The organism is Arthrobacter sp. UCD-GKA (assembly GCF_001863355.1).
In the GTDB taxonomy this organism is placed as follows: domain Bacteria; phylum Actinomycetota; class Actinomycetes; order Actinomycetales; family Micrococcaceae; genus Paeniglutamicibacter.
This window is the reverse complement of sequence record NZ_MOLR01000009.1, coordinates 97,321-119,025: the sequence shown is the minus strand read 5'-3', so window position 1 is coordinate 119,025 and position 21,705 is coordinate 97,321. Positions and strand designations below refer to the sequence as shown.

At 66.4% G+C, this 21,705-nt stretch carries 23 protein-coding genes and 1 pseudogene; 17 read left to right on the top strand and 7 right to left on the bottom strand.

Features of this window, described 5'->3' with window-relative positions; all coding sequences use genetic code 11:
* Positions 1 to 209 precede the first annotated feature (209 nt).
* From BLJ79_RS16560 to BLJ79_RS16540, 5 genes are all read left to right on the top strand, one after another.
* Positions 210 to 1,613: a M16 family metallopeptidase gene (locus BLJ79_RS16560; RefSeq protein ID WP_286135469.1), complete on the top strand. Its 1,404-nt coding sequence runs from the start codon at positions 210 to 212 to the stop codon at positions 1,611 to 1,613.
* A gap of 248 nt (positions 1,614 to 1,861) precedes the next feature.
* Positions 1,862 to 3,379 carry an alanine/glycine:cation symporter family protein gene (locus BLJ79_RS16555; protein ID WP_071215872.1) on the top strand — a complete coding sequence of 506 codons (1,518 nt, stop codon included), beginning with the start codon at positions 1,862 to 1,864 and terminating at the stop codon, positions 3,377 to 3,379.
* Positions 3,380 to 3,543: 164 nt separating this feature from the next.
* On the top strand, positions 3,544 to 4,086 hold the full coding sequence (locus tag BLJ79_RS16550; protein WP_071215871.1) for a PadR family transcriptional regulator: 543 nt from the start codon (positions 3,544 to 3,546) through the stop codon (positions 4,084 to 4,086).
* Positions 4,087 to 4,092: 6 nt separating this feature from the next.
* On the top strand, positions 4,093 to 5,805 hold the full coding sequence (locus BLJ79_RS16545) for an ABC1 kinase family protein (RefSeq protein WP_071215870.1): 1,713 nt from the start codon (positions 4,093 to 4,095) through the stop codon (positions 5,803 to 5,805).
* Between the two features lie 241 nt (positions 5,806 to 6,046).
* Positions 6,047 to 6,640, top strand: a complete 594-nt coding sequence (locus BLJ79_RS16540) for a peptidoglycan DD-metalloendopeptidase family protein (protein WP_286135468.1) — start codon at positions 6,047 to 6,049, stop codon at positions 6,638 to 6,640.
* Positions 6,641 to 6,729: 89 nt separating this feature from the next.
* Here the strand turns inward: BLJ79_RS16540 and BLJ79_RS16535 are convergent, their stop codons facing one another.
* The 6 genes from BLJ79_RS16535 to BLJ79_RS16510 form a co-directional block, all read right to left on the bottom strand.
* The gene (locus BLJ79_RS16535; protein WP_071215869.1) at positions 6,730 to 7,023 is read right to left on the bottom strand and encodes a MoaD/ThiS family protein; all 294 of its coding nucleotides are present in this window, start codon (positions 7,021 to 7,023) and stop codon (positions 6,730 to 6,732) included.
* A complete protein-coding gene (moaA, locus tag BLJ79_RS16530; protein ID WP_071215868.1) occupies positions 7,024 to 8,082 on the bottom strand; it encodes a GTP 3',8-cyclase MoaA in 1,059 nt (352 codons plus the stop codon).
* Between the two features lie 167 nt (positions 8,083 to 8,249).
* On the bottom strand, positions 8,250 to 10,802 hold the full coding sequence (locus BLJ79_RS16525; RefSeq protein WP_071215867.1) for a hypothetical protein: 2,553 nt from the start codon (positions 10,800 to 10,802) through the stop codon (positions 8,250 to 8,252).
* Between the two features lie 383 nt (positions 10,803 to 11,185).
* Positions 11,186 to 11,416, bottom strand: a complete 231-nt coding sequence (locus tag BLJ79_RS16520) for a biotin/lipoyl-containing protein (protein WP_071215866.1) — start codon at positions 11,414 to 11,416, stop codon at positions 11,186 to 11,188.
* Positions 11,413 to 12,468, bottom strand: coding sequence for an alpha-ketoacid dehydrogenase subunit beta (locus tag BLJ79_RS16515; RefSeq protein WP_071215865.1), 1,056 nt, complete (start codon positions 12,466 to 12,468; stop codon positions 11,413 to 11,415). Before BLJ79_RS16515 ends, BLJ79_RS16520 begins: the two co-directional genes overlap by 4 nt.
* Complete coding sequence (locus tag BLJ79_RS16510; RefSeq protein ID WP_071215864.1) at positions 12,465 to 13,472, bottom strand: thiamine pyrophosphate-dependent dehydrogenase E1 component subunit alpha; 1,008 nt, start codon at positions 13,470 to 13,472, stop codon at positions 12,465 to 12,467. Before BLJ79_RS16510 ends, BLJ79_RS16515 begins: the two co-directional genes overlap by 4 nt.
* Positions 13,473 to 13,889: 417 nt before the next feature.
* Between BLJ79_RS16510 and BLJ79_RS16500 the strand changes: the two genes are divergently transcribed.
* The 5 genes and pseudogenes from BLJ79_RS16500 to BLJ79_RS22535 form a co-directional block, all read left to right on the top strand.
* Positions 13,890 to 14,363, top strand: a complete 474-nt coding sequence (locus BLJ79_RS16500) for a hypothetical protein (RefSeq protein WP_071215862.1) — start codon at positions 13,890 to 13,892, stop codon at positions 14,361 to 14,363.
* A 2-nt stretch (positions 14,364 to 14,365) separates the two neighbouring features.
* A complete protein-coding gene (locus BLJ79_RS16495; protein ID WP_071215861.1) occupies positions 14,366 to 14,578 on the top strand; it encodes a helix-turn-helix transcriptional regulator in 213 nt (70 codons plus the stop codon).
* 426 nt (positions 14,579 to 15,004) lie between these two features.
* Positions 15,005 to 15,472, top strand: coding sequence for a hypothetical protein (locus tag BLJ79_RS16490; RefSeq protein ID WP_071215860.1), 468 nt, complete (start codon positions 15,005 to 15,007; stop codon positions 15,470 to 15,472).
* 107 nt (positions 15,473 to 15,579) lie between these two features.
* On the top strand, positions 15,580 to 15,885 hold the full coding sequence (locus tag BLJ79_RS16485) for a transcriptional regulator (protein WP_217641927.1): 306 nt from the start codon (positions 15,580 to 15,582) through the stop codon (positions 15,883 to 15,885).
* Positions 15,886 to 15,965: 80 nt separating this feature from the next.
* Positions 15,966 to 16,229, top strand: a pseudogene (locus BLJ79_RS22535) (type II toxin-antitoxin system RelE/ParE family toxin); the annotation flags it as partial.
* A gap of 173 nt (positions 16,230 to 16,402) precedes the next feature.
* Here the strand turns inward: BLJ79_RS22535 and BLJ79_RS16480 are convergent.
* Positions 16,403 to 16,945 carry a dihydrofolate reductase family protein gene (locus BLJ79_RS16480; RefSeq protein WP_071215858.1) on the bottom strand — a complete coding sequence of 181 codons (543 nt, stop codon included), beginning with the start codon at positions 16,943 to 16,945 and terminating at the stop codon, positions 16,403 to 16,405.
* Positions 16,946 to 17,050: 105 nt separating this feature from the next.
* Between BLJ79_RS16480 and BLJ79_RS16475 the strand changes: the two genes are divergently transcribed.
* From BLJ79_RS16475 to BLJ79_RS16445, 7 genes are all read left to right on the top strand, one after another.
* Positions 17,051 to 17,674, top strand: a complete 624-nt coding sequence (locus BLJ79_RS16475; RefSeq protein WP_071215857.1) for a TetR/AcrR family transcriptional regulator — start codon at positions 17,051 to 17,053, stop codon at positions 17,672 to 17,674.
* A 129-nt stretch (positions 17,675 to 17,803) separates the two neighbouring features.
* Positions 17,804 to 18,397: a dihydrofolate reductase family protein gene (locus tag BLJ79_RS16470; RefSeq protein WP_071215856.1), complete on the top strand. Its 594-nt coding sequence runs from the start codon at positions 17,804 to 17,806 to the stop codon at positions 18,395 to 18,397.
* A 69-nt stretch (positions 18,398 to 18,466) separates the two neighbouring features.
* The gene (locus tag BLJ79_RS16465) at positions 18,467 to 19,723 is read left to right on the top strand and encodes a molybdopterin molybdotransferase MoeA (protein WP_071215855.1); all 1,257 of its coding nucleotides are present in this window, start codon (positions 18,467 to 18,469) and stop codon (positions 19,721 to 19,723) included.
* Positions 19,720 to 20,268 (top strand): cyclic pyranopterin monophosphate synthase MoaC, encoded by a 549-nt coding sequence (moaC, locus tag BLJ79_RS16460; RefSeq protein WP_071215854.1) that lies wholly within the window; start codon positions 19,720 to 19,722, stop codon positions 20,266 to 20,268. The genes BLJ79_RS16465 and moaC overlap by 4 nt, the downstream gene beginning before the upstream one ends.
* Positions 20,265 to 20,768, top strand: a complete 504-nt coding sequence (locus tag BLJ79_RS16455) for a MogA/MoaB family molybdenum cofactor biosynthesis protein (protein WP_071215853.1) — start codon at positions 20,265 to 20,267, stop codon at positions 20,766 to 20,768. Before moaC ends, BLJ79_RS16455 begins: the two co-directional genes overlap by 4 nt.
* A complete protein-coding gene (locus BLJ79_RS16450; RefSeq protein WP_071215852.1) occupies positions 20,755 to 21,204 on the top strand; it encodes a molybdenum cofactor biosynthesis protein MoaE in 450 nt (149 codons plus the stop codon). Before BLJ79_RS16455 ends, BLJ79_RS16450 begins: the two co-directional genes overlap by 14 nt.
* A 186-nt stretch (positions 21,205 to 21,390) precedes the next feature.
* Positions 21,391 to 21,633: a DUF6953 family protein gene (locus BLJ79_RS16445; RefSeq protein ID WP_071215851.1), complete on the top strand. Its 243-nt coding sequence runs from the start codon at positions 21,391 to 21,393 to the stop codon at positions 21,631 to 21,633.
* The last annotated feature ends 72 nt before the right edge of the window (positions 21,634 to 21,705 follow it).

Genomic DNA, 21,705 nt, shown 5'->3' with positions numbered 1-21,705 from the left:
TCCCGGCCCACCTTTTTGGTGGGCCGGGATTTTCCCTTTAACGGCCAATGCCATGGGGGAGAGGCAGCCGGGGTGTATGCCCAATTGGGAGTCCGCTCATAGTCCTGCTGCTTAACAGCGGCACTGTGGAAGAATGGATGAATGAGTTTCGCGTTTTTGAAGGCGCGCTCCGCCCCCAAAATTTTCGTGTACAGCAAAGGACATTCTCAGTGGTCATGATTCCCCTCCCGCTCAACGGCGTTGGAGTATCCCCTGCCAAGGCAGGGGAGCGCGGTGTCTGCGACACCGCCGCCCCCATCGAGGCGGGAGACCCCACCATCGTCCACGGGGAAGCCGGAGGGGCGCTGGTGCGCCGCTCCGTGTTGCCTGGCGGCGTTCGCGTGCTGACCGAGGCGATGCCCGGCCAGCGTTCGGCCACGATCGGTTTCTGGGTGGCAGTGGGTTCCCGCGACGAGCAGGACGGGCAACACGGCTCGACCCACTTCCTTGAGCACCTTTTGTTCAAGGGCACCAAGCGCCGCACCGCGCTGGAAATCGCCTCCGCCTTCGACGAAGTGGGAGGCGAGTCGAACGCCGCCACGGCCAAGGAAAGCACCTGCTACTTCGCCCGCGTGCTGGACACCGACCTTCCCATGGCCATCGACGTCATTGCCGACATGGTCACCTCCGCGGTGATCGATCCCAATGAGCTCGAGCAGGAACGCGACGTGATCCTCGAAGAGATCGCGATGGACGCCGACGACGCCGGGGACGTGGCGCACGAGCGCTTCGTCGAGGCAGTGCTGGGCGAACACGCCCTGGGCCGCCCGATCGGCGGCACCCCCGAGGCCATCACCGGAATCGGCCGCGAGGCCGTCTGGGAGCACTACCAGCGCTTCTACACCCCCGACGAACTGGTCATCACCGTGGCCGGCTCCTTGGACCACGACGAGGTCTGCGAACAGGTTCTCGCCGCGCTGCGCACCGCCGGCTGGAACCTTGAGGAAGGTGCCTCCCCGGTGCCGCGCCGCTCCACCGTCCCGGTGGAAATCACCGGCTCCGAGCGCATCGACGTGATCCGCCGCCCGGTCGAGCAGGTCAACATCATCATGGGCTGCCCCGGCATCGTGGCCACCGACGAGCGCCGGCACGTGATGAGCGTACTGAACGCGATCCTGGGCGGGGGGATGTCCTCGCGCCTGTTCCAGGAGATCCGCGAGAAGCGCGGGCTGGTGTACTCCACGTACTCGTTCTCCGCCGCCTACTCGGATGCCGGCTACTTCGGCATGTACGCCGGGTGCGCCCCGGCCAAGACCGAGCGCGTCATCAAGCTGCTGGCCGAAGAGCTGGAAAAGCTCGCCGAGCACGGGATCACCGACGAGGAGCTGCGCAAGGCCGTCGGCCAGCTCTCCGGCGGCATGGTGCTGGCCCTCGAGGATCCGGGATCGCGCATGTCGCGCCTGGGCCGCGCCGAGCTGGTCACCGGTGTCTTCCACGACATCGACGAGTCCCTGGACCGCGTCAAGGCCGTCACCCCTGCCCAGGTGCAGGAACTGGCCGCGCTGCTGGCCTCGCGCCCGCGCACCATCACCGTGGTGGGTCCCTTCGATTCCCCCGCGGACTTCGGCATGTAGGAAATTCGCCGCTCCGGCGAGCTGCCTGGCCCGCCCCCTTCCCGAACCGGGACGGGGGCGGGCCTTTTTGGTGTTCCAAGAGACAAATCGAACCGCTTGTCTCCCATTTGCTACCGTTCGTCTTGGTTCACCCGGAGGACACGTGAATGCGGTTACCCGGCACGCGCCGTGACGTAGGATGGGTGCTTTGTGACGCTGATCACCGGCACAATACATCACTCGCACGAGAAGATATGGGGACCATAATTATGGAAGACCTTGCAAAATTCTTCGGAGACATCAGTAGCGTCATCTGGGGACCGTTCATGCTCATCCCGCTGCTGCTGGGCACCGGGCTTTACCTGACCATCCGCTTGGGCGGACTCCAGTTCTTCAAGCTGGGCGTGGCCCTGCGATTGGGCCTGCTCAAGCGCAAGGACGCCGGCTCCGAGGGTGACATCTCCCAGTTCCAGGCACTGACCACCGCGCTGGCCGCGACCGTCGGCACCGGCAACATCGTCGGCGTGGCCACGGCCATCGGCATCGGCGGCCCGGGCGCCCTGTTCTGGATGTGGGTCACCGGCCTGGTCGGCATGGCCGCCAAGTACTCGGAGGCCTACCTTGGCGTCCGCTTCCGCGGCACCGACACCGCCGGGGAAAAGTCCGGCGGCCCCCAGTACTACCTGGAGCGCGGCATCCGCGGTCCGCTCGGCAAGTTCCTGGCGCTCTTCTTCGCCATCGCCGCAACCATCGCCTGCTTCGGCATCGGCAACATGACCCAGGGCAACTCCATCTCGGCCAACCTGGAGAACTCCTTCAGCGTCCCGACCTGGACCACCGGCCTGGTGCTGACAGTGATGGCCATGGTCGTGCTGGTGGGCGGCATCAAGTCCATTGGCAAGGTCACCGCCGGCTTCGTGCCGGTCATGATCGTCTTCTACGTCGCTGCAGCCATCTACATCCTGATTGCCAACGTCGGGCAGATCCCGGCAGCATTGGGCCAGATCTTCACCGAGGCATTCACCGGCACCTCGGCAGTGGGCGGCTTCGCCGGCTCGGCCATCATCATCGCCGTGCAATTCGGCGTGGCCCGCGGTATCTTCTCCAACGAATCCGGCATGGGCTCGGCCGCCATCGCCGCCGCAGCCGCGCAGACCACCCACCCGGTGCGCCAGGGCCTGGTCTCCATGACCCAGACCTTCATCGACACCATCATCGTGGTCTCCTGCACCGGCCTGGTCATCATCACCACCGGCGCCTGGAACTATATCGACCCGGAAACCAACGAGCAGATCGAAGCTTCGCTGATGACCGGACACGCCTTCACCTTCGGGTTGCCTGGCGAATGGGGACACTGGATCGTGACCATCGGGCTGGTCATGTTCGCCTTCTCCACCATCCTGGGCTGGTCCTACTACGGTGAGCGCAACATCGAGCGCCTGATTGGCCGCAAGGCGGTCATGCCGTTCCGCGTCATCTTCTCGCTGGTCGTGTACGTGGGCTGCACCACCGAGCTGACCGCCGTGTGGAACTTCTCCGACATGATGAACGGCCTGATGGCACTGCCGAACCTCATCGGCCTGCTCATCCTCTCGGGCATGATCGCCCGCGAGACCCGCTGGTACCTCAAGCACGACCCGAAGCTCGAAGCCACCAAGGACGAGATCGAGGCGTTCATGAAGGAACGTCCGGGTTGGGCCGAGTGGAAGGCCGGGGACGTCAAGGGATCCAGCCACATGTCCCGCAAGACGCGCCTGGCCCTGGAAGACGAGCGCGACCGCGTCTAACCAGCAAGCACAACCACGCACCATCGAAGCGGCCCGGCTCCCAAGGATTTCCTGGAAGCCGGGCCGCTTCATTTGGTCTGCCAAAGGCATTGCCAATCGAAGAATCCCAGACGTATCGTTGGGTATCGCTATATATCGTTTGGGATTTTCTGAAGGAGACCGTGATGCGTAATCCCCACCCGGCCGGCGGATTCGCCGGCAGCAATTTCGATGGCGTGTGGCAGGCCATGGACGAGCTGCGTGCGCGCTTTGACAAGCGCTCGGGCAGCCGCGCCGGCCGCGGCGAGGTCCGCGCCGCGGTGCTCGCCCTGCTCGCCGAACAGCCGATGCACGGCTACCAGATCATCAGGGAAATCGAGGAGCGCAGCCACGGCAACTGGAAGCCAAGCGCCGGCTCGATCTACCCCACCCTCCAACTCCTGGCGGACGAAGGAATGGTGGACACCGAGGAAGCCAACGGGCGCAAGGTGTACTCGCTGACCGAGGCAGGCCGCGAGGAAGCCGAAGAGGCCAAGGGATCCGCCCCGTGGGACGCCGAGTCTGCGGCACCCGGAGCCGGGTTTGCCGTACTGCCCAAGGCAGGGATGGAACTCGCCCAGGCGGCGGCGCAAGTGGGCCGCACCGGGTCCCCGGAACAGGTCAAGGAGGCCGCGGCGGTGCTCGACGAGGCCCGCCGCAAGCTGTACTCGATCCTTGCCCAGGGCTGAGGCACGGTGAGCCCCGTTCCCGCCGGACCCGGGAAACCGGGTGCGGGAACGGGGAACACCCGCGCCCGCTACCGACGCATCCTGCGCTTTGCCGCGCGGCACCTGTTGACCATCTGGTTCCATGAGCTCTTCCTGCACCGCATCGGGCTGTCCGGGATCGCCAACCGCACCCGCGCAAGCCGCATGCACAACTTCGCGCGGCGCTTCCATGCCCTGGCGGTGGAACTGGGCGGACTGATGATCAAGGTCGGGCAGTTCATGTCCTCACGCCTTGATGTGCTGCCACCCGAAATCACCCAGGAGCTCGAGGGGTTGCAGGACGAGGTGCCGCCGGTGCCCTTTGACGCGATCCGCGTCCTGGCCGAAAGGGAGCTCGGCGCGCCGCTGGAGCAGCGGTTCGCCTGGGTGGAGCAGGCCCCGATCGCCGCAGCGTCCCTGGGCCAAGCGCACCGCGCCGGGCTGCTGCCCGCCGATGCAGCCGACACCGGGCTGGAGACCGTGGTGGTGAAGGTGCAGCGGCCGGGCATCGAAGATATCGTTGCCGCGGACCTGGCGGCACTGCGCAAGGTCGGCGGCTGGCTCAGCCATTTCCGGGTCGTCTCCAAGCGCGTGGACATGCCGGGCCTGGTTGCGGAGTTTGCCCAAACCAGCCTCCAGGAGATCGACTACCTGAACGAGGCGGCCAACGCGGAACGTTTTGCCGCCGACTTCTCCGGTGACCAGCGGGTGGCCGCGCCAGCGGTTGTCTGGGAAAGGACCACGCGCAGGGTGCTGACCCTCGAAGACGTCACGGCCTTCAAGATCACCGATGCCCGCGCGCTTGCCGCCGCCGGGATCGACCCGGTCCTGGTGGCACCGGTCTTCGCCGAGGTGATGTTCGACCAGCTGTTCACCAACGGGTATTTCCATGCCGACCCGCATCCCGGAAACATCTTCATCACCCCGAGCCCCGATGCTGATGGCGGACACCCCTGGAAGGTGACGTTCATCGACTTCGGGATGATGGGCGAGGTTCCCGCGGGCACCCGTTCGGGCCTGCGCAAGCTGTTGATCGCGGCCGCGGGCCGCGACGGCAAGGGGCTGGTGGAGGCGATCAGCCAGGTCGGCGTGCTGCTGCCCTCGGCCGACACCTCCGAGCTGGAACGGGCGATGACGCAGCTTTTCTCCCGCTTTGGCGGGATGGGCTTTGCCGAACTGCGCGAGGTGGACCCGCGCGAGTTCCGCGGCTTTGCCGATGAATTCGGGCAGACGATCCGGACCTTGCCGTTCCAGCTGCCGGAGGACTTCCTGCTGATCATCCGGGCCATCTCACTGACCTCGGGGGCCTGCAGCTCGCTGGATCCGGGGTTCAACCTGTGGGACTCGGTGGAACCCTACGCCGCCCAATTGCTGCGCGAGGAACGCGGCAACCTTGCCTCCGACGTGGCCAAGCAGGCCCTTGAAATTGCGGGGATCGCCCTGGGGATGCCCACGCGCCTGGACTCGATGCTCGCTCGGATGGAGGACGGGTCGCTCGCGGTGGCCACCCCGCGCCTCGAACGCCGGTTGGCACGGCTGGAACGCGCCGGGCAGCGCACCGCCTCGATGGTGATGTTCGCCGCAGTGCTGGTTGCCGGCGCGATCCTGCGACCAGGCGACGAGGTGCTGGGCAACGTGTTGATGGTGGCATCGGTGCTGCCGCTGCTGCACGGGCTCTGGGTGGGACGCCGCGGAGGTTAGTTGCCCCGTGCCGCGCGGTGCGGAAACCCTTGACGATTCGAAGCGCCGCCGGGGACGATGACCCGGAACGACCCCGGCATACCCACGGCACGCCACAGCGAAGGAACGGTTCCCATGACGTCTAGCATTCCGGCTTTTGGCTCCCTTGAGGCACCAAACAGCAAACGCCACGCAGCATTTGACCGGGGGCGTTGAGATGGATTCACCGTTGCTGCTGCACTACCCGTTTCACGGATCCTGGATGGCGCGGAACAGCCCCGCACGCCGGGTGCCCAGCCACGGAACCCGTTTGTTCGGCTCGAGCCATGCCATCGACTTCATCGGCGTCGATGCCGGCGGCCGCTCGGCACCGTGGGGGCTGCGGGCGGCGCTGGGGACCGAGCCGCCGGAGCGTTTCACCGGGTTCGGCCGCCCGGTTCTTGCCCCGATTGCCGGTGAAGTGGTCATTGCGCACCAGGGCGAGCCCGACCACGTTGCGCGCAGGTCGCTCCCGGCGGGGCTCTGGTACCTGCTGGGCCAGGCGGGCAGGGCCCGGGGCGGGGCCGCTGCCATTGCCGGGAACCACGTCGTGGTTGCCGCCTCGGAACACGGTCCGTTCGTGCTGCTGGCCCACCTGCGCGAGGGCAGCCTGCGCGTCGGGGCGGGCGACCGCGTGGCGGCCGGCGACCCGGTGGGGGAGTGCGGAAACTCGGGGAACAGCATCCAGCCACACGTCCACGTGCAGGCCACCGATTCGATCCAGTGGCAGTCGGCCAGGGGGCTGCCGATCCGCTTCCGGGGTGCCGACGGTGTTCCGGTTTTGCCTGCCGAGTCCCAAGTCGTCACGGTCCCGTAGGAACGCCACATCCGGAATGTGGACTGCCCACAAGCAACGATGGAGGGGAACCCCTGGTGGGTTCCCCTCCATCGCGGTGTATTGGCTTGCTATCCGCCGGCGAAGGGCGGGAGCACGTCCAGCTCGTCGCCGGGGAGCAGCACGCGGTCCTTGTCCTGTTCGCTGGTTCCGTTGACCAGGAAGCTGCACCGGGCCAGCACCGTGCCCAGCGAGGTGGTGCGTCGCAGCAGCGGCCCGTCGGCCACCGGGGCGGACGCGGGGGTGCGGGCGGCGAGGTGCTCGAGCACCGAGCCCAGGGTGGCCTCGGGCAGCCCAACCAGGTCGAGTCGTTCCTCGGTGATGCCGGCGGCCTGTGCGGCGGCGGCGAAGTAGCGAATGCGCACTTATCCTCCAATGGCGCTCATCGAGCGCTCCGATTGTACAAAGTCCTTCGAACCGAGCCCGGCATGGTCCATGCCGTGGGCCCGGGGCTTGCCCCACATCGCCGCGCGCCAGCGTTCGGCGAGTGCCGCGTCGTCCGAGCCGTCGCGCAGCAGCGCGGACAGGTCGGTTTCCTCCTTGGAGAACAGGCAGCTCATGACCTTGCCCTCGGCGGTGATGCGGGTGCGCTTGCAGTCGGCGCAGAACGGCTCGGAGACCGAGGCGATGATGCCCACCGCGCCCAGGATGGTCTCCGGGTCCTGAAGGGTGGAGACCAGGAAGCGTTCGGCCGGGGCCCCGTCGCGGGGCTTGGTGTCGGGGGAGAGCCGGAAGCGGGTTTCCAGGTAGGCGCGCAGATCCGCGGCGGTGACCATGTTGTCCTTGCGCCACACGTGGTCCGCATCCAGCGGCATCTGCTCGATGAAGCGCAGCTCCAGGCCGCGCTCCAGCGCCCAGGCCAAAAGCTCGGGGGCCTGTTCGTCGTTGATCCCGCGCATCAGCACCGCGTTGATCTTCACCGGGGCCAGGTTCGCGGCCAGCGCGGCGTCGATGCCGGCGAACACCGAGTCGATGTGGTCGCGGCGGGTGAGCTTGGCGAAGGTCTCGGCATGCAGGGTGTCCAGGGAGACGTTGATGCGGGTCAGTCCGGCCTCTTTAAGAGCGGCGGCCTTCTGCGCCAGCCCGACCCCGTTGGTGGTCAGCGAGACGGGCAACTGGGGGTGTTCGGCGCGGACCGCGGCGATGATCTGGGGCAGGTCCACGCGGACCAGGGGCTCTCCTCCGGTGAGGCGCAGTTCGCGCACTCCCAGGTCGCGCACGCCGATGCGCACGATCCGGGTAATTTCCTCGAGGGTGAGCAGCTTGGATTTGGGCAGCCAGGCCAGTCCGTCGGCGGGCATGCAGTAGGTGCAGCGCAGGTTGCATTTGTCGATCAGCGAGATGCGCAGGTCGGTGGCCTGCCGGCCGAACTTGTCGCTGAGCCCGGGGGCATCCGCCGGGGCCGGGGTCAGGATGGTGGGCATGGGCAGGCTGACGGTGGTCCGGGGTGTCTGAGTGTTCGTCGCCATATATCGAGCGTAGTCCACGGGGACGGGCTTTTGGCCCTTTGAGGCTTGGCCCTTGGCGGACACCGACCCATGTCGACAGGCCTGGGGATGCGCCTGCCGGCGGCTATTCGGCATTCCGGCAATCAGGCCCCGCGCATGGCCCCGCGCATGGCTCCGAGCAGGGCCCGTGCGCGCCCCGCAACATCGGCATCGCGCACGGAGAGCACCGAGACCAGGTATTCGAGCCGGTGGACCTGCGCCGTGTAATCCGAACCGAAGCGCTGGGCCAGCGGACGGGCGGCGAGTTCCTCGGCCATGCGCCAGGCCACGGCCAGCGCACTTTCGAAGAGTCTTTGGTCGCTGGCGGCCGCCAGCGGGACCGACCCGCGATCGAACATGAACACCGCGTTGAGCCGCGAATCGTCCAACCCCAGGGTCAGCGCCTCAAGTTCCTGGCGTACGGTGCGCAACCTGGCAGCGCCCTTGCCGAAGCGGCCCAGGCGCATGGACATGCTGCCGCCGTAGCGAAGCACCTGGTAACCGATGACCAGGACAAGCCCATTGGTCGGGAGCAGTAACCAGAACAGGGGATCCAAGTTGGAGTCCAGCTCCCGTCGGTCGTTCAGCGGCAGAACCCTTGCCAGGCTATCCAGGGAGTTGGATACCGTCACCTCGGGTGACATATCGGGGGCGAAACGGTTGGTATTCCAGTCGAATCTGCTCAGCGCGGAGGTTTCTCCGGTTGCGACCGCCGAGGTCAGCCAGGCGGGCGCCGTGGTGGACCCATCATCGAAGAACCACACGGGCAGCACCACCTGTCCGGGGAGCAGTTCCCCGCTGCCCTCGTCAACCAGGTGGGGGTATTGGGCCTTGATCGTCCACATGGATTCCACCAGCAGCTTGGGGTCGAAGCGGGTATGCGCGAAAGGGTCGGAGGGGTCGTAAATCTTCGCTCGGACCTCGGGGTCCAGGGTGAGCTGCAGCTCATCCTCAGCATCCCGGGCAACCACCGTCACCTCGAGGTCTTCGGTGAAATCGACCGGGAGGCCGCGGCGGATTTCTTCCACGTCGAACTTGCTGTCGTCGGGCTCAAAGCTCAATGCCTGCAATGGCCGGTTTCCGGTCGGCACGGCTTCGGCAACGTCTTCGATAGTGATGATGACCATCGAGCTTTGCACGGCCGAGGCCAGCACCAGGGCGATTCCGGCGAGCACCTTGGTGCCCCGGCGGATGCCCGTGCGGAGTGAGGGATGCAACGGGGTCTTGCGGCGTGCCGGTTCCGCTGCGTAATAGAATTCGGGGAGGCTGCCGAACGCTTCGCGGGCCATGGCATTCACCTCGTCCACCGCATTCAGGGATAGCTGCGAACCCTGGGGGGTCAAGCCCAGGCTCGTACGCAACACGCTCAGGTCTTCGGCGGGCCTCGGGGCCGCCGAAGGGCGTCGCGGAAGCATGCGGCGCAACCTCCGCGGGCGGCCCAACTTCCGGGAGAGCCCATGCGCCTGGCGCTTGAGCGCACGCTCCGCCCGGTCCCAGGTGCGCACGGCATGTTCGGACCCGCCCGTCTTGCCGGTGCTTGCCTCAAGCAGGGCGTCCAATGCGGATTCAAGGTCGGTGATGGCCCGCGTTTCGATGGCGCCGGCCGGGGCGGCGCGCAGGCGCGCCAACAATTCCCTGGTGGCGAATGCCAGCGGCGCGGTCAGTCGCTGGAAGGTGTTTTCGCCGCCGCGGAAGCGTCCAATGACGGCACCGGCACCCATCACGGCGTCGGCCGATGCGGCCAATTGCGACACCCGGGATTCGAAACTTTCGAGCTTTCGGGCGGTTTCCGGTGTCATGCCGCTGCCGCGCGCATGCACCGCTGCGACGACCTTTTCCTCGGTGCGCGCCAAGTCCAGCGACGCATTGCGCACCTTGGTCCAAGCGGCAGTGAACCCGCGGGGGCGTTGCTCCGGGTCGGTGGCGAGGTAGGTGACCTCGAGGGCTTCGAGCTCGAGGACCACGCCTGCAAGTTGGCGCTGCGCGGCGGTGAGCCGGCGGAAGCGGGCTCCCCAGCGGGAACGGCGGCGTTGTGCCTTGGAGAGGGCGAACGCCGTCAGCGCCAGGCCCAGTGCGGTGGCCATGATCCAGGGCCAGGGCGAAGGCGGAGACCCGTGGTCGAGGTGCAGGGATGCTTCTTGAGCCGCGGCGATGACCGCCAGTGGCCCGTGGCCGATTCCGACATTGGCCTGGTATGCGTCGTGGATATCCTGGCCGACGGCGAGGTTTTGGGCCGGATCGTCGAAGAAGGGGCGGATTGCCACCTTGTCGCGGGCCTGGGCTCGCCTGATCGAGCCGTCGTAGTTATCGATCTTTGCGGCTTTCGGGAGCTTGGTGCTCAGCAGGATATCGGTGCCCGGGGCGAGGTTTCCCTGCTGTTCTTCGAAGTTCAGCGTCCGGTCGGTGACCGTGAGGGTGAGCGGTTGCCAGGAAGCGACGGGTCTGTCCAGTGCGGCTTCGACCGTTTCCCGGGAGATGTTCCACGGCTGCTGGCCCTCAATGACGATCCGGACCTCGGAATCCGGTTGGGTGGCGATGTTCACGAGCCCGGTGGTGCCGAAAACCACGGTGGCAGCCCCGAGAAGGATGGATATCCAGGGGAGGCCGAAATTCGGTTTGTTGCCGGAACGGGTGGTCGGTGTGGCTTTGCGGCTCATGGACTCAATCAGGCGTATGCGGGCGTGAACCAGCCAATTCTAACGAAAATTGAGTAATTGTCAGGCCATCGACTACCCGGCATGGCGCTGCGTGGAAAAATCAGAACCGCTGCCACCTGCCTACTTCCATGTTTCGCCCCTTCCAAGGGGAACCCGTGAGGTGCGACTTCTTGCCATTGATTCTGTCGCACCCTCCCGCAAGGGGTCTGGCCGGCTCGGAATTCCGGGCCGTAGGGGGCGACCCGCGGTGGAAGAGCGACCGAAATTCTCCCCGGTGGAAATCCCTGGGCCGCCGGGGGTCTCATAGTCCCGTGAGGCCTGCCCGCGGGGCAACCAGCATCGGGTGGCTGCCCCTCGGGCGGGTCCTGCGGACAACGCCAGGGTTATTCGATCCTTCCGATCACCGCGCCCTGCATGACCGCTTCCTCCTCGGGTACCAGCACCCTGAGCACTCCGGCGTCTTCGGCCTTGATTTCCCTGTCCACCTTGTCCATGGCAATCTCCGCGATCAGGTCGCCGACCTCCACCTGCTCGCCGTCCTCGAAGAACCAGGTGACCACGACGCCCTTGGCCTCGGCATCCTCGGTCATCACGGGGAACAGGATCTGGCTCATCCCGCCACCGCCTGGCGCACAGCCGCCTCGATGCGTGCCGGGGTCGGCAGCACCGAGTATTCCAGGTCCCTGGCATAGGGGATCGGGACATCGGGGACCGCGACGCGCGAGACGTGATTGAGTCCGCCGGGCAGCGCCTCGGCGACCGTGGCGATGACCTCTCCGCTGAGCCCGAAGGACTGGTAGTCCTCGTCCACCACGATCAGCCGCCGCGTCTTGGAAACGGAGGCGACGATCGCCGCCCGGTCCAGCGGCACCACGGAGCGCAGGTCGATGACCTCCACGTCGATGCCCTCGCCGGCGAGCTTCTCGGCGACGTCCAAGGAATGGTGGACCGACAGGGAAAGCGTCACGATGCTCACGTCGTTTCCCTCCCGGGCCACCCGGGCCTTGCCGATCGGCACCTCGTAGGCATCGGTGGGCACCGCGCCGATCGACCGCGGGTTCTTCTTCATCCATCCCAGTCCCATGATCCCCTTGTGGAACAGGTAGATGACCGGGTCGTCCGAGCGGATGGCGGCGGTCATCAGTCCCTTGGCGTCGTAGGGATTGGACGGGACGACGACCTTCATGCCGGGCAGGTGGGCGAAGGTCCCCCAGAGGCATTGGGAGTGCTGGGCCCCGTCGGAGTATCCGCCGCCGGCCGCGGACATCAGCACCATCGGCACCCTCACGTTGCCGCCGGACTCGTAGTGGATCTTGGCCATGTGGTTGTAGATCTGGTCCATGCAGACCCCGAAGAAATCGGCGAACATCAACTCGACCACCGGCCGCATCCCCTCGACCGCGGCACCGATGCCCAGGCCGATGAAGGCGGTTTCGGAAATCGGGGTGTCGATCACGCGTTCGGGGCCGAATTCGTCGAGCAGCCCGGTGGTCGAGGAGAAGATGCCGCCGTAGGCGCCGACGTCCTCGCCCATCACGAAGACCTTCTCGTCGATGTGCATTTGCTGGGTGATGGCCTCGACCATGGCCTTTGCGGTGGAGAGCTTGCGGCGGCCCGCTTCGGGCTCGAGCGGCAGCTGAATTTGTGTTGTGGGCGCGGTGCTCATGACCTTGCTCCTTCGGTGAATACGTACTTCAAGGCATCGGCGGGATCGGGCAGGGGAGAGGACTTAGCGAAGGCGATTGCGTCCTCGACCGTGGCGGAGGCCGTTTCCCCCATGTTGGTGAATGCGGCGTCGTCGAGGATCCCGGCGTCGGAGAGGTGCTTTTGGTAGGTGGGGATCGGGTCCCGTCCCGGCACGCCCTCGAGGTCGCCGCGGTAGCCCTGGGCATCGCCCTCGAAGTGGCCCCACAGGCGCAGGGTGTGCACCTCGATCAGGCTGGGGCCCTCGCCGGCCCGGGCCCGGCGGACCGCTTCGCCGGCCGCTGCCCAGACATCCTCGACGGCGTTGTCTTCGATGCGGATTCCAGGCATTGCATAGCCCGCGGCGCGGTCCGCATTGGACAGCACCGAGGTCGAAGTCGAGCGCGGGACCGAGATTCCCCAGTCGTTGTCCTCGATGACGAAGACGACCGGCAACTTCCACAGCGCGGCGAGGTTCAGCGCCTCGTGGAACGCGCCCTGGTTCGCCGCGCCTTCCCCGGCCACGGCGACCGCAACCCGGTCGGTTCCGGCGCGTTGGAAGGCAAAGGCCTGTCCGAGTGCCGGAGGCAGCCCCTCGGCGACGATCCCGGAGCAGGAGAAATGGGCCTCGGGATCAAAGAGGTGCATGTGCCCGCCGCGGCCCCGGCCCAGCCCGGTCTCCCGTCCAAAGATCTCCGCAGCCATCTTGCGCATATCGACCCCGTGCGCGATGGCCAGGTGGTGCGGGCGGTGGGTTGCCGTCATGGCGTCACCTTGGGACAGGTGCGCGCCGATCCCCGCCGCCACCGGTTCCTGGCCGGCGGCCAGGTGCATTTCGCCGGGCACCAGCCCGGCCCCGATGTCGAAGCCCGGGGACTTGTCGGCATGGTATTCGCGCAAGATTGCTTCCTCGAAGGTGCGGATCAGCACCATCATGCGCAATAGATCGAGTTTGTCCGATTCGGACAGGACAGATTGAACCGTCATGGCCCTTCTCCTGCTTTTCAGCGGTGCGCCCGGTTGACGCCAACCGTGATGGCCCCATGGTAGGCACGGGGGCGAGGGCCGGGGAAGGGTTGGTGGCATCGGTTCTGGCGGACGCCGCGGGGAGCGGCTCACCTAGTTCCACGCGGTTCCCCGGGTCCGCCGTCAAGAAGGTCGCCGGTGACCTGTTGACACTGCCCGCGGGTACGTTCATCGGTGCCCGCGGAACGCGGTGGGACCATGCGCTGAGCTGCAGGCTCATGTTGCGGGGCGGCCGTCCATGCGACTGACTGAACGTCGAGTCACGCTCCTTGCTTCCGGCTTCCGGCTTCCTGCTTCGTGGCCGAGGGCTTGCGTAAAACAAGCTTTACATGTCAAGCTTGTTTTACAAGTCAAGCACGCTTTACATGAGGAGTGTCCATGAGCAGTGAAACCAGAACCGACAACCGCACACGTTGGGGCCGCACCCGCTTCGCCGACGGCCGACTTCCCGCCATGGCCGTCGCCATTCCGATCGGGCTGCTGCTGGCCATTGGCGTCGGTGCCATCACCCTCTGGACAGGTGTGGCCAGTGGCGAGCACGCCCTGCCGGTTGCCGGGGTGTTCGCCCTGGTGATGTCCTGGGGGCTCGTGGGCCTGGTCTGGGCGCTCGTCGTCGACCGGACGAGCTTGCGGGGAGCAATCGGCAACCCGGACGAATCGATCGAATCGACATGGCTGGACGCCGCCATGGCCGGCGCTTTCCGCGACACCATTATGCTCACCGGCTTGGTCCTGGCGATCCTCTCCATCACCGGGTTCGAGCTCGACGTGCTCTGGGCGCTCATCGGGGTCATCGTGGTCGGCTTCTTCAGCACCTTCGTGCGCTACCTCATGGCTAAGAAGCGGGGCTAAGGGTGAAAAACTCCCTTCCCGAACGCCGGCAGGAGCGTGGCTGGTCGCAACAGCGCCTCGCCGATGAGCTCGGCGTCTCCCGGCAAACGGTGATCTCCATCGAGCGCGGACGGTTCGACCCGTCCCTGCCGCTGGCCTTCCGCCTGGCCGAGGTTTTTGGGTGTCGGATCGACGATCTCTTCGATCCCCGGGGAGATGTCACGCCGTCGGGCTGAAGGTTGCTCCTTCGCCTCGCGGGTGTGCGGGCCGTCGTCCCGATTGACGACGAGGGTGCATGGACCCCACTCGCGTGCAGGGCCGGCTCTCCTGCGGTTAGGTAGGTCAAGCAACGGAGCTGAAGCTGAGTGGACGTTGAAACGGAACCGGGTGGAATCCAGGTTCTCGTTCCAACGTCTCGTCGACCGCTCCGGTCGGCGATGTGTGGACCGCCGCATTTTTTCGGTCTGGGCGCGCGCTGTCAACAGCGGGCTTCTGTCCGCTGTTTGCCCTCTCCGGGCATCGGTGACCGTTCTGCATCAGGACACCGGTGGCAGATCGGGCTCTTCGAACCAAGGTCCGCGCGGGTTGGCCCGGACTGGGGGCGGCGGCCCAGCGGCCACCCAGGGTTGCTTAACCACCCGTCAAGTGATTTACTCAACCACATGGAAAGTTACTTTGAGGATCAGCGTGGACATGCGTCCGCGCGGGATGCGCTCGATGCCATCGGGAACGATCGCGGGCGTGTCGGGGATCGGATGTCGGCTGAAACCTGGTGGGGCGCTCCAGCGCAAGGGTTTGCTGCGGCGCTGCTGGTTGTGGGTCCCGCTGCCGGTTTCCAGTGGGCGTGGCTGTTCTTCTTGGCAAGCACGTTGGTCTCCGTTGGCGTTGAAGTGTTCTTCCGCAGACGCAGCGGCCTCAGCATTTCCCGTCCTGCCGGACCGCGCGGCCGCGCCTTGCTGATCGGGATCGTCTTCCTGCACGTAGTCTCGCTTTGGGCCAGTGTGATGCTCGCGGTCATGGGCTTGCGCGGTTGGATTCTCGTCGCCGCCGCAATTGCAGGCATTTACACAGCTCTCGGTGTCATGGCTTACGATCGCATCTACGCGGCAGAGGTGCGTCGTGCGAGATGAGGGGGATGCCGTCATGGCAGCGCGAGTATCCGGCTTGTCCTCGACGGGCAGCGTCCCGACGTGCAACATCCGCAGCATTTGCGCGTGGACTATCCATGGGAGCCGCTGTGCGCACTGAACCCTGCTTTGACGAGATGATCCATGCGCCGACTCGGCTACGCCTGTGTGCGATGCTGCGTCCACTCGCTGGAGCCGAGTTCTCGGCGATCGCGGCGACGCTCGAACTCAGCGAGGCGAACCTCTCGAAGACTGTTCGGAACCTCGTCGAGCTAGGCTACCTCAGCAGCAGTAAGCAGTCCTCGCCCGAGCGCTCGGACTCACGCCAGATCACCACCATCAAGCTCACCCCACTGGGTCGCCGTGCCTTCGACGGGCACCTCGCCGCTCTGCGCGCGATGGCCGGGGAGCAGTAGCCCCAGCCGGGCACCCCGCCCATTGCCAGCAAGGTCGCGCTGCGCCACGAACGCGGGCGTAGGGCGTTCTGCGGGCAGTCGTGCTCTACGTATCGAAACTCGTCGCGTGGGCAGATCATTCGGCTAGAAAGGCCACCGAGCGCAGCTGGCATGAGCAGTACGTCAAGCGCATCGACCGAGGGGTGCAGCGGGCGACCCTGCGGAAGCTCGAGCTGATCCATGCAATGAAGGATGTCGAGGACCTGCGGATTTGGCCAGGGAACCGGTTGGAGCGACTGGCCGATGACCGTCGGGGCCAGCATGGCATCCAGGTGAATGTGCAGTGGCGTCTCTGCTACGCGTTCAGCCATGCTTTAGGCGTGGCACGATTCAGGCCACCGCACCAGCTCGTTCCTGCAATAGTGCTGCTGCGTTCTTCGCCGTCGCCTTGGCAGAGCCCGGGTTCTGGCCGGCCACGAGTGCCGGAACACGGTGGAATCCGTTCAACGTGTGACCGACGGCTGAGGTCGTCGCAGCGTTATTTGATTACTCGAAAGCGAAGGTGGGTCTCGCTCGCGTATGCGGAGGTCTCAAGACGCTCCAGCTCGATGCGTTGCCCCAGGCCTGCGAACAGCGAGATGCCGTCGCCCAGCAGCACCGGTGCCACGTCGAGGTGCAGCTCGTCGACGAGCCCGAGGCGCAGGCACTGGCGCGAGATGCTTCCGCCGAGCAGGCTGACCCACCCGTCGCCGGCGGCCTGCGAGGCTCTCTCGACGGCTTCGGCGATGTCGTCGACCACGAAGGTGTACGTGATGCCGTCGCGCTCGATCGGGTCATGAACGCTGTGCGTCATGAGGAAGACCGGCACCTGCAGCATGCCGCCATAGGGGATCTCGCCGTCCTCGATGGTCCGGGTCTTGTTCGCTCCGCCGACGATTGCCTTGATCTTGCCCATGACGTTCTCGACGACGGCATTGTCTTCCGGAGCAGAGGGCCTGCCGAACATCCAGTCCACTCCTCCTCCCTGGTCTGCCAGGAATCCGTCAAGGGTGATGGTTGCGTGGACGATCACTGTGGCCATGGTGTGCTCCTTGTCAGAGAGACGAGTCAGTTGACTCGTACTTATCACGGTAACCACCTCGCAAGAGGCAAGTCAATGGACTCACCTTTATGGAATACTGGTGAGATGACACGCGGACGCTCCTCCTACCATCGTGAGATAGCCGCAACAAATCGCGACGCGATCCTCGTCGCGGCGACGCAGCTGTTCCTGGAGAACGGCTACGATCGCACGCCGCTGGCGCGAGTCGCCGAGCAGGCGGGCGTGTCCCGGGCAACTCTCTTCAAGCAGTTCCCGACCAAGGAAGCACTGTTCGAGGCCGCGGTGCTCGCTGCCGGAGGGTCTCCTGCTTCGGAGCCCCTCGACGTCCCGACCGAAGACTTCGAGGAGGGGCTGGCGGTGCTCGGTCGCGCGTATGCAGAGCTGCTGACGCGGCCTGAGATGGCAGCGCTGATGCGAACCGTGATCGCCGAATCGCCCAAGTTCCCCGAGCTCCGGGAGCGCACCTTCGACTTCGGCACGCTGCCCGTGCTCACGGCGTTGGGGCGCTACCTCCGCGATGCGCAGGCAGCAGGGGTGGCCGAGATCGATGACCCGGAGATGGCCTCCGCGCAGTTCCTCGGGATGATTGCATCCTCGGTCTTCTGGCCCCGCCTCGTGCACGGCACCTGGTCGATCACTGACGATGAGCAGGCGCGGGTCGTCGTGGAAGCCGCCCGAACGATCGCCGCCCGCTACGCCACTCCCTGACGCGATCCTTCGCCTCGTACCAGCAGCTGGCGGACCGTTTCCTGCAATCGGGATGGGGCCTACACTTGCTGCATCAAACGGCCGGCGCATAGGTGGCCGGCGAATCCAACGAGTGGGAAGAAGCGCGTCATGGGTGAGCTGCACGTAAACATGCACATCACGATGGACGGGGTGATCCAGGCCAACGGCGGTCCAAGCGACCAGGACAGGGGATTCGAATACCCGGGATGGGAAAGCCCCTACCGGACGGCAGAGGCCGGCACGCAGATCATTGCCGATGTGCAGGAATCCGATGCCCTGCTGCTGGGAAGGACCACCTATGAGATTTTTGCCGGCTATTGGCCGGGGAAGACCGACGAGATCGGGGTCGCCTTCGATGCGGTGCCTAAGTACCTGGCTTCCCGCGGCACCCCGGAGCTCACGTGGGCGAACACCACCCAACTTGTGGATGCCGCCGCAGCACTGCCGGCCCTGCTGGCTGCCCACCGGCAGATCCACACCTGGGGAAGCGCGGACCTGTTGCAGTCGCTGTTCAAGGCGAGGCTGGTGGACCAGCTGAACCTGTGGGTGTATCCGGTGGTATTGGGCACGGGAAAGAAGCTTTTCCCCAACGGGGTGGAAGCCAGCCGCTTCGAGATGGTGGAAGCACCGCGAAGCTTTGGCACGGGGGTCATAGTGGTGCGATACCGGTGCCTGAAGGAACCTCCGGTGACCGCCAAGTAGCTCCCGCCCGGGCATCTTCGCAGGGAGTCGGCGGGCCCGTGCCTCCGGTTGCGGCCTAGGATGGATGCCATGACCTCACCCTTCCGCCGCAGTGTCGCCGAGCACCGGGCAGGCATCAAGGATCTTGTCGACAAGGCCCTCGGTGACCCGGGCACCGAGACCCTTGGCCTGGACCGTGCCCTGGGCCGGACGTTGGCCACACCGGTCACGGCCCCGCGCTCGCTGCCGCCCTGGGACAACTCGCAGATGGACGGGTACGCGGTGAACACCGCGGACCTTGGGCCCGAGCCGCTGCGCGTGGTGGCACCCATTGCCGCAGGCATTGCGGCACCGGCGCTGGAACCCGGCACCGCGGCGCCGATCATGACCGGTGCCCCCGTCCCAGCCGGAGCCAACACCGTAATCCCCATCGAGGCGGCCGAACCCGACAGGTTCCCCGGCGAGGCCGAGACCGCCTCCGGCTTCCGCGTCCGGTTGCCGGCGATCGCCGAGCCCGGCAGCTACATCCGCACCACCGGCAGCGACATCGCCGCCGGGGACCCGGTGCTCGCCGCCGGCACCCGGCTGGGGCCCACCTCCCTGGGCCTGCTCGCGGGCCTGGGCATCGGCGAGGTTTCGGTGTTCCGGCGCCCGGCGGTGCTGCTACTGTCCACCGGGGACGAACTGGTGGCACCGGGTGGGGAGCTTGCCCCCGGGCAGATCCACGACGCCAACACCACGATGCTGGCCGCCGCGCTGGAATCCGCCGGATGCGCCGTGACCACCGTGGGAGTGCTTGACGATTCCCCCGAAAGCTTCATGGCCTCATTGGGCCAGGCGCTGGAAGCCGGCGAGCGCGCCTACCGGTTGGTACTCAGCAGCGGGGGGATCTCCCAGGGCGCCTTTGACGTGGTCAAGGAAGTGCTCATCAACCACGGCATCGAATTCGGTTCGGTGGCCATGCAACCGGGAGGGCCGCAGGGAGCGGGGATCATGGCGTTGCCCGGGAACGCACCCGTGGCATTCATTGCGTTCCCCGGCAACCCGGTCAGCGCGTATGTCAGCTACGAGATGTTCCTGCGCCCCGCGCTCGCCGAGATCCTGGGGCTGCCCGCACGCCTGCAACTGCTGGCCACGCTCACCGAAGACGTGGCCTCGATGCCCAACAAGGTCCAGGTCCGCCGCGGCAGTTATGCCGGGGGCGTCTTCACCCCGTTGGGCGGGGCCTCCTCGCACCTGCTTGCCGCTTTGGCCGGCAGCAACTCGTTCATCCTCATCGATGAGGACACCACCGTCCTGCCCGCCGGAAGCCCGGTGCAGGTATTGATCATTGGAGATGGCTCATGAGCCCCGACACCACACCGGCACCCGGGTCCGAACCGGCCAAGCTCTCGCACGTGCGCGCAGACGGCAGCGCCCACATGGTCGATGTCAGCGAGAAGGCAGAAACCAGCCGCCAGGCCACCGCCGAGGCCTATGTGCACACCACCGAGGAGGTCATGGCGCTGGTTGCTTCCTCGGGGATGCCCAAGGGCGACGCGCTCGCCGTGGCCCGCATCGCCGGCATCATGGGGGCCAAGAAGACCTCCGAGCTGATCCCGCTGTGCCACCCGCTGCCGATCTCCAAGGTCGTCGTCGACTTCGAGCTCGACGCCGTGGACCGCGTGCGCATCCTGGCCACCGTGAGGACCCGCGGGGTCACCGGGGTGGAAATGGAGGCGCTGACCGCCGTGTCCACCGCCGCCCTGGCCTTGTATGACATGATCAAGGCCGTCGACAAGCACGCAAGCATCACCGACATGCGGGTGCTGTCCAAGTCCGGCGGCAAGTCCGGTTCCTGGGACATCTCCCCGCAACTGCAAGAAAACCCCGAAGGAGAAATACGCGCATGAGCGCCTGTGAACCACTGGGAGCCCCTCGCAAGGCTGCCATCTTGATCTCGTCCACCCGTGCCGCACTGGGCATCTACGAGGATGCCAGCGCCCCGATCATCGCCGACTGGCTGCAGGAACAGAACTTCGACGTCATCCCCGCGGTCATCGTGCCCGACGGCCCGGCCGTGGGTGCAGCGCTGCAGGGCCTGCTGATGGCCAAGCCCAGCGTCATCATCACCTCCGGCGGCACCGGGCTGAGCGCCGACGACGTGACCCCGGAACAGACCGAGCCGCTGCTGGACCGCACCGTGCCCGGAATCATGGAGGCGCTGCGCGCCGCCGGGCTGCAGAAGACCCCGATGGCTTCGCTCAGCCGCGGGCACGCGGGCATCGCGGGGGAGACCTTCATCGTGAACCTGCCCGGATCCCCGTCCGGGGTCATGGACGGGCTCTCCGTGCTCGCCCCGGTCCTGACCCACATCTGCGACCAGCTCGAGGGAAGCCATGCCCACCACTAGCAGCACCCCGGTTCCGGGCGAGGTCGTCTTCGCAGGGATCAGCAACGCCCCGATCGATTCGGCCACCGCCTGGGACGCAGTGGAATCCGCGCACACCGGCGCGGTGGTGAGCTTCGGCGGGATCGTGCGCAACCACGACTCCGGGCGCGAGGTGCTGCGGCTGACCTACAGTGCGCACCCCAGCGCCCCGGCGCGCATGGCCGAACTGGTGGCCGAGGTCGCCGCCCGTCACCCCGGCACCCGGCTCTGGGCAGCGCACCGCGTCGGCGAGCTTCATATCGGCGACTCGGCACTGGTGGCCGCGGCGGCCTCGGCCCACCGCGGCGAAGCATTCGAGGCCTGCCGCGACCTGGTGGAAATCGTCAAGGCCCACGTGCCGGTGTGGAAAGAACAGTTCTTCGCCGACGGCGAGGTCGAATGGGTGGGCAGCGCCTAAGCCTTGCGGGCCGGCAAGCAGCTTGGCCACCGGCAAAAGCGATCCAACATATCGCCCGGCATCGGTACCCGCCTGCCGCCTGCCCCCTGACACGCCCGGAGCGTTCCTGGAATGCGCGGGTGGTGAAGACGATTCCCAGGAAGGGCGCGTTGTGTGGTGCGTCCAGTGCACCCGTATCCTGAGTAGATGACCAATGCACCAGAAATTGCCCAGTGGATCCTTGATGCGATCCACGAAGAGAAGACCGTCCACCAGGAAGCCCTCGTGCCACGCATTGCGGAGGCCTTCGGCGACGAGTGGGTCTACACCCACGAAAACGGGCACCCGGCCATCAACCGCGACGTCCTGAAGTCCTTGCGCAAATTGCGTGATGCCTCGGTGGGCTGGAACCGCGAGGATCGCTGCTGGTACGTCATCGACGCCAGTTAGAACCACCGATGGGCCGCCGGAAGCACTGTATTCCGGCGGCTTTTTGCTGCCCACGTTGTTCCCCTAAATTCG

Coding starts and splice junctions, on each gene's coding strand:
- BLJ79_RS16555 (WP_071215872.1), top strand. CDS start 1,862: ATGGAAGACCTTGCAAAATTCTTCGGAGACATCAGTAGCGTCATCTGG.
- BLJ79_RS16550 (WP_071215871.1), top strand. CDS start 3,544: ATGCGTAATCCCCACCCGGCCGGCGGATTCGCCGGCAGCAATTTCGAT.
- BLJ79_RS16540 (WP_286135468.1), top strand. CDS start 6,047: ATGGCGCGGAACAGCCCCGCACGCCGGGTGCCCAGCCACGGAACCCGT.
- moaA (WP_071215868.1), bottom strand. CDS start 8,082: ATGCCCACCATCCTGACCCCGGCCCCGGCGGATGCCCCCGGGCTCAGC.
- BLJ79_RS16525 (WP_071215867.1), bottom strand. CDS start 10,802: ATGAGCCGCAAAGCCACACCGACCACCCGTTCCGGCAACAAACCGAAT.
- BLJ79_RS16520 (WP_071215866.1), bottom strand. CDS start 11,416: ATGAGCCAGATCCTGTTCCCCGTGATGACCGAGGATGCCGAGGCCAAG.
- BLJ79_RS16515 (WP_071215865.1), bottom strand. CDS start 12,468: ATGAGCACCGCGCCCACAACACAAATTCAGCTGCCGCTCGAGCCCGAA.
- BLJ79_RS16510 (WP_071215864.1), bottom strand. CDS start 13,472: ATGACGGTTCAATCTGTCCTGTCCGAATCGGACAAACTCGATCTATTG.
- BLJ79_RS16500 (WP_071215862.1), top strand. CDS start 13,890: ATGAGCAGTGAAACCAGAACCGACAACCGCACACGTTGGGGCCGCACC.
- BLJ79_RS16490 (WP_071215860.1), top strand. CDS start 15,005: ATGGAAAGTTACTTTGAGGATCAGCGTGGACATGCGTCCGCGCGGGAT.
- BLJ79_RS16480 (WP_071215858.1), bottom strand. CDS start 16,945: ATGGCCACAGTGATCGTCCACGCAACCATCACCCTTGACGGATTCCTG.
- BLJ79_RS16475 (WP_071215857.1), top strand. CDS start 17,051: ATGACACGCGGACGCTCCTCCTACCATCGTGAGATAGCCGCAACAAAT.
- BLJ79_RS16470 (WP_071215856.1), top strand. CDS start 17,804: ATGGGTGAGCTGCACGTAAACATGCACATCACGATGGACGGGGTGATC.
- BLJ79_RS16465 (WP_071215855.1), top strand. CDS start 18,467: ATGACCTCACCCTTCCGCCGCAGTGTCGCCGAGCACCGGGCAGGCATC.
- moaC (WP_071215854.1), top strand. CDS start 19,720: ATGAGCCCCGACACCACACCGGCACCCGGGTCCGAACCGGCCAAGCTC.
- BLJ79_RS16455 (WP_071215853.1), top strand. CDS start 20,265: ATGAGCGCCTGTGAACCACTGGGAGCCCCTCGCAAGGCTGCCATCTTG.
- BLJ79_RS16450 (WP_071215852.1), top strand. CDS start 20,755: ATGCCCACCACTAGCAGCACCCCGGTTCCGGGCGAGGTCGTCTTCGCA.
- BLJ79_RS16445 (WP_071215851.1), top strand. CDS start 21,391: ATGACCAATGCACCAGAAATTGCCCAGTGGATCCTTGATGCGATCCAC.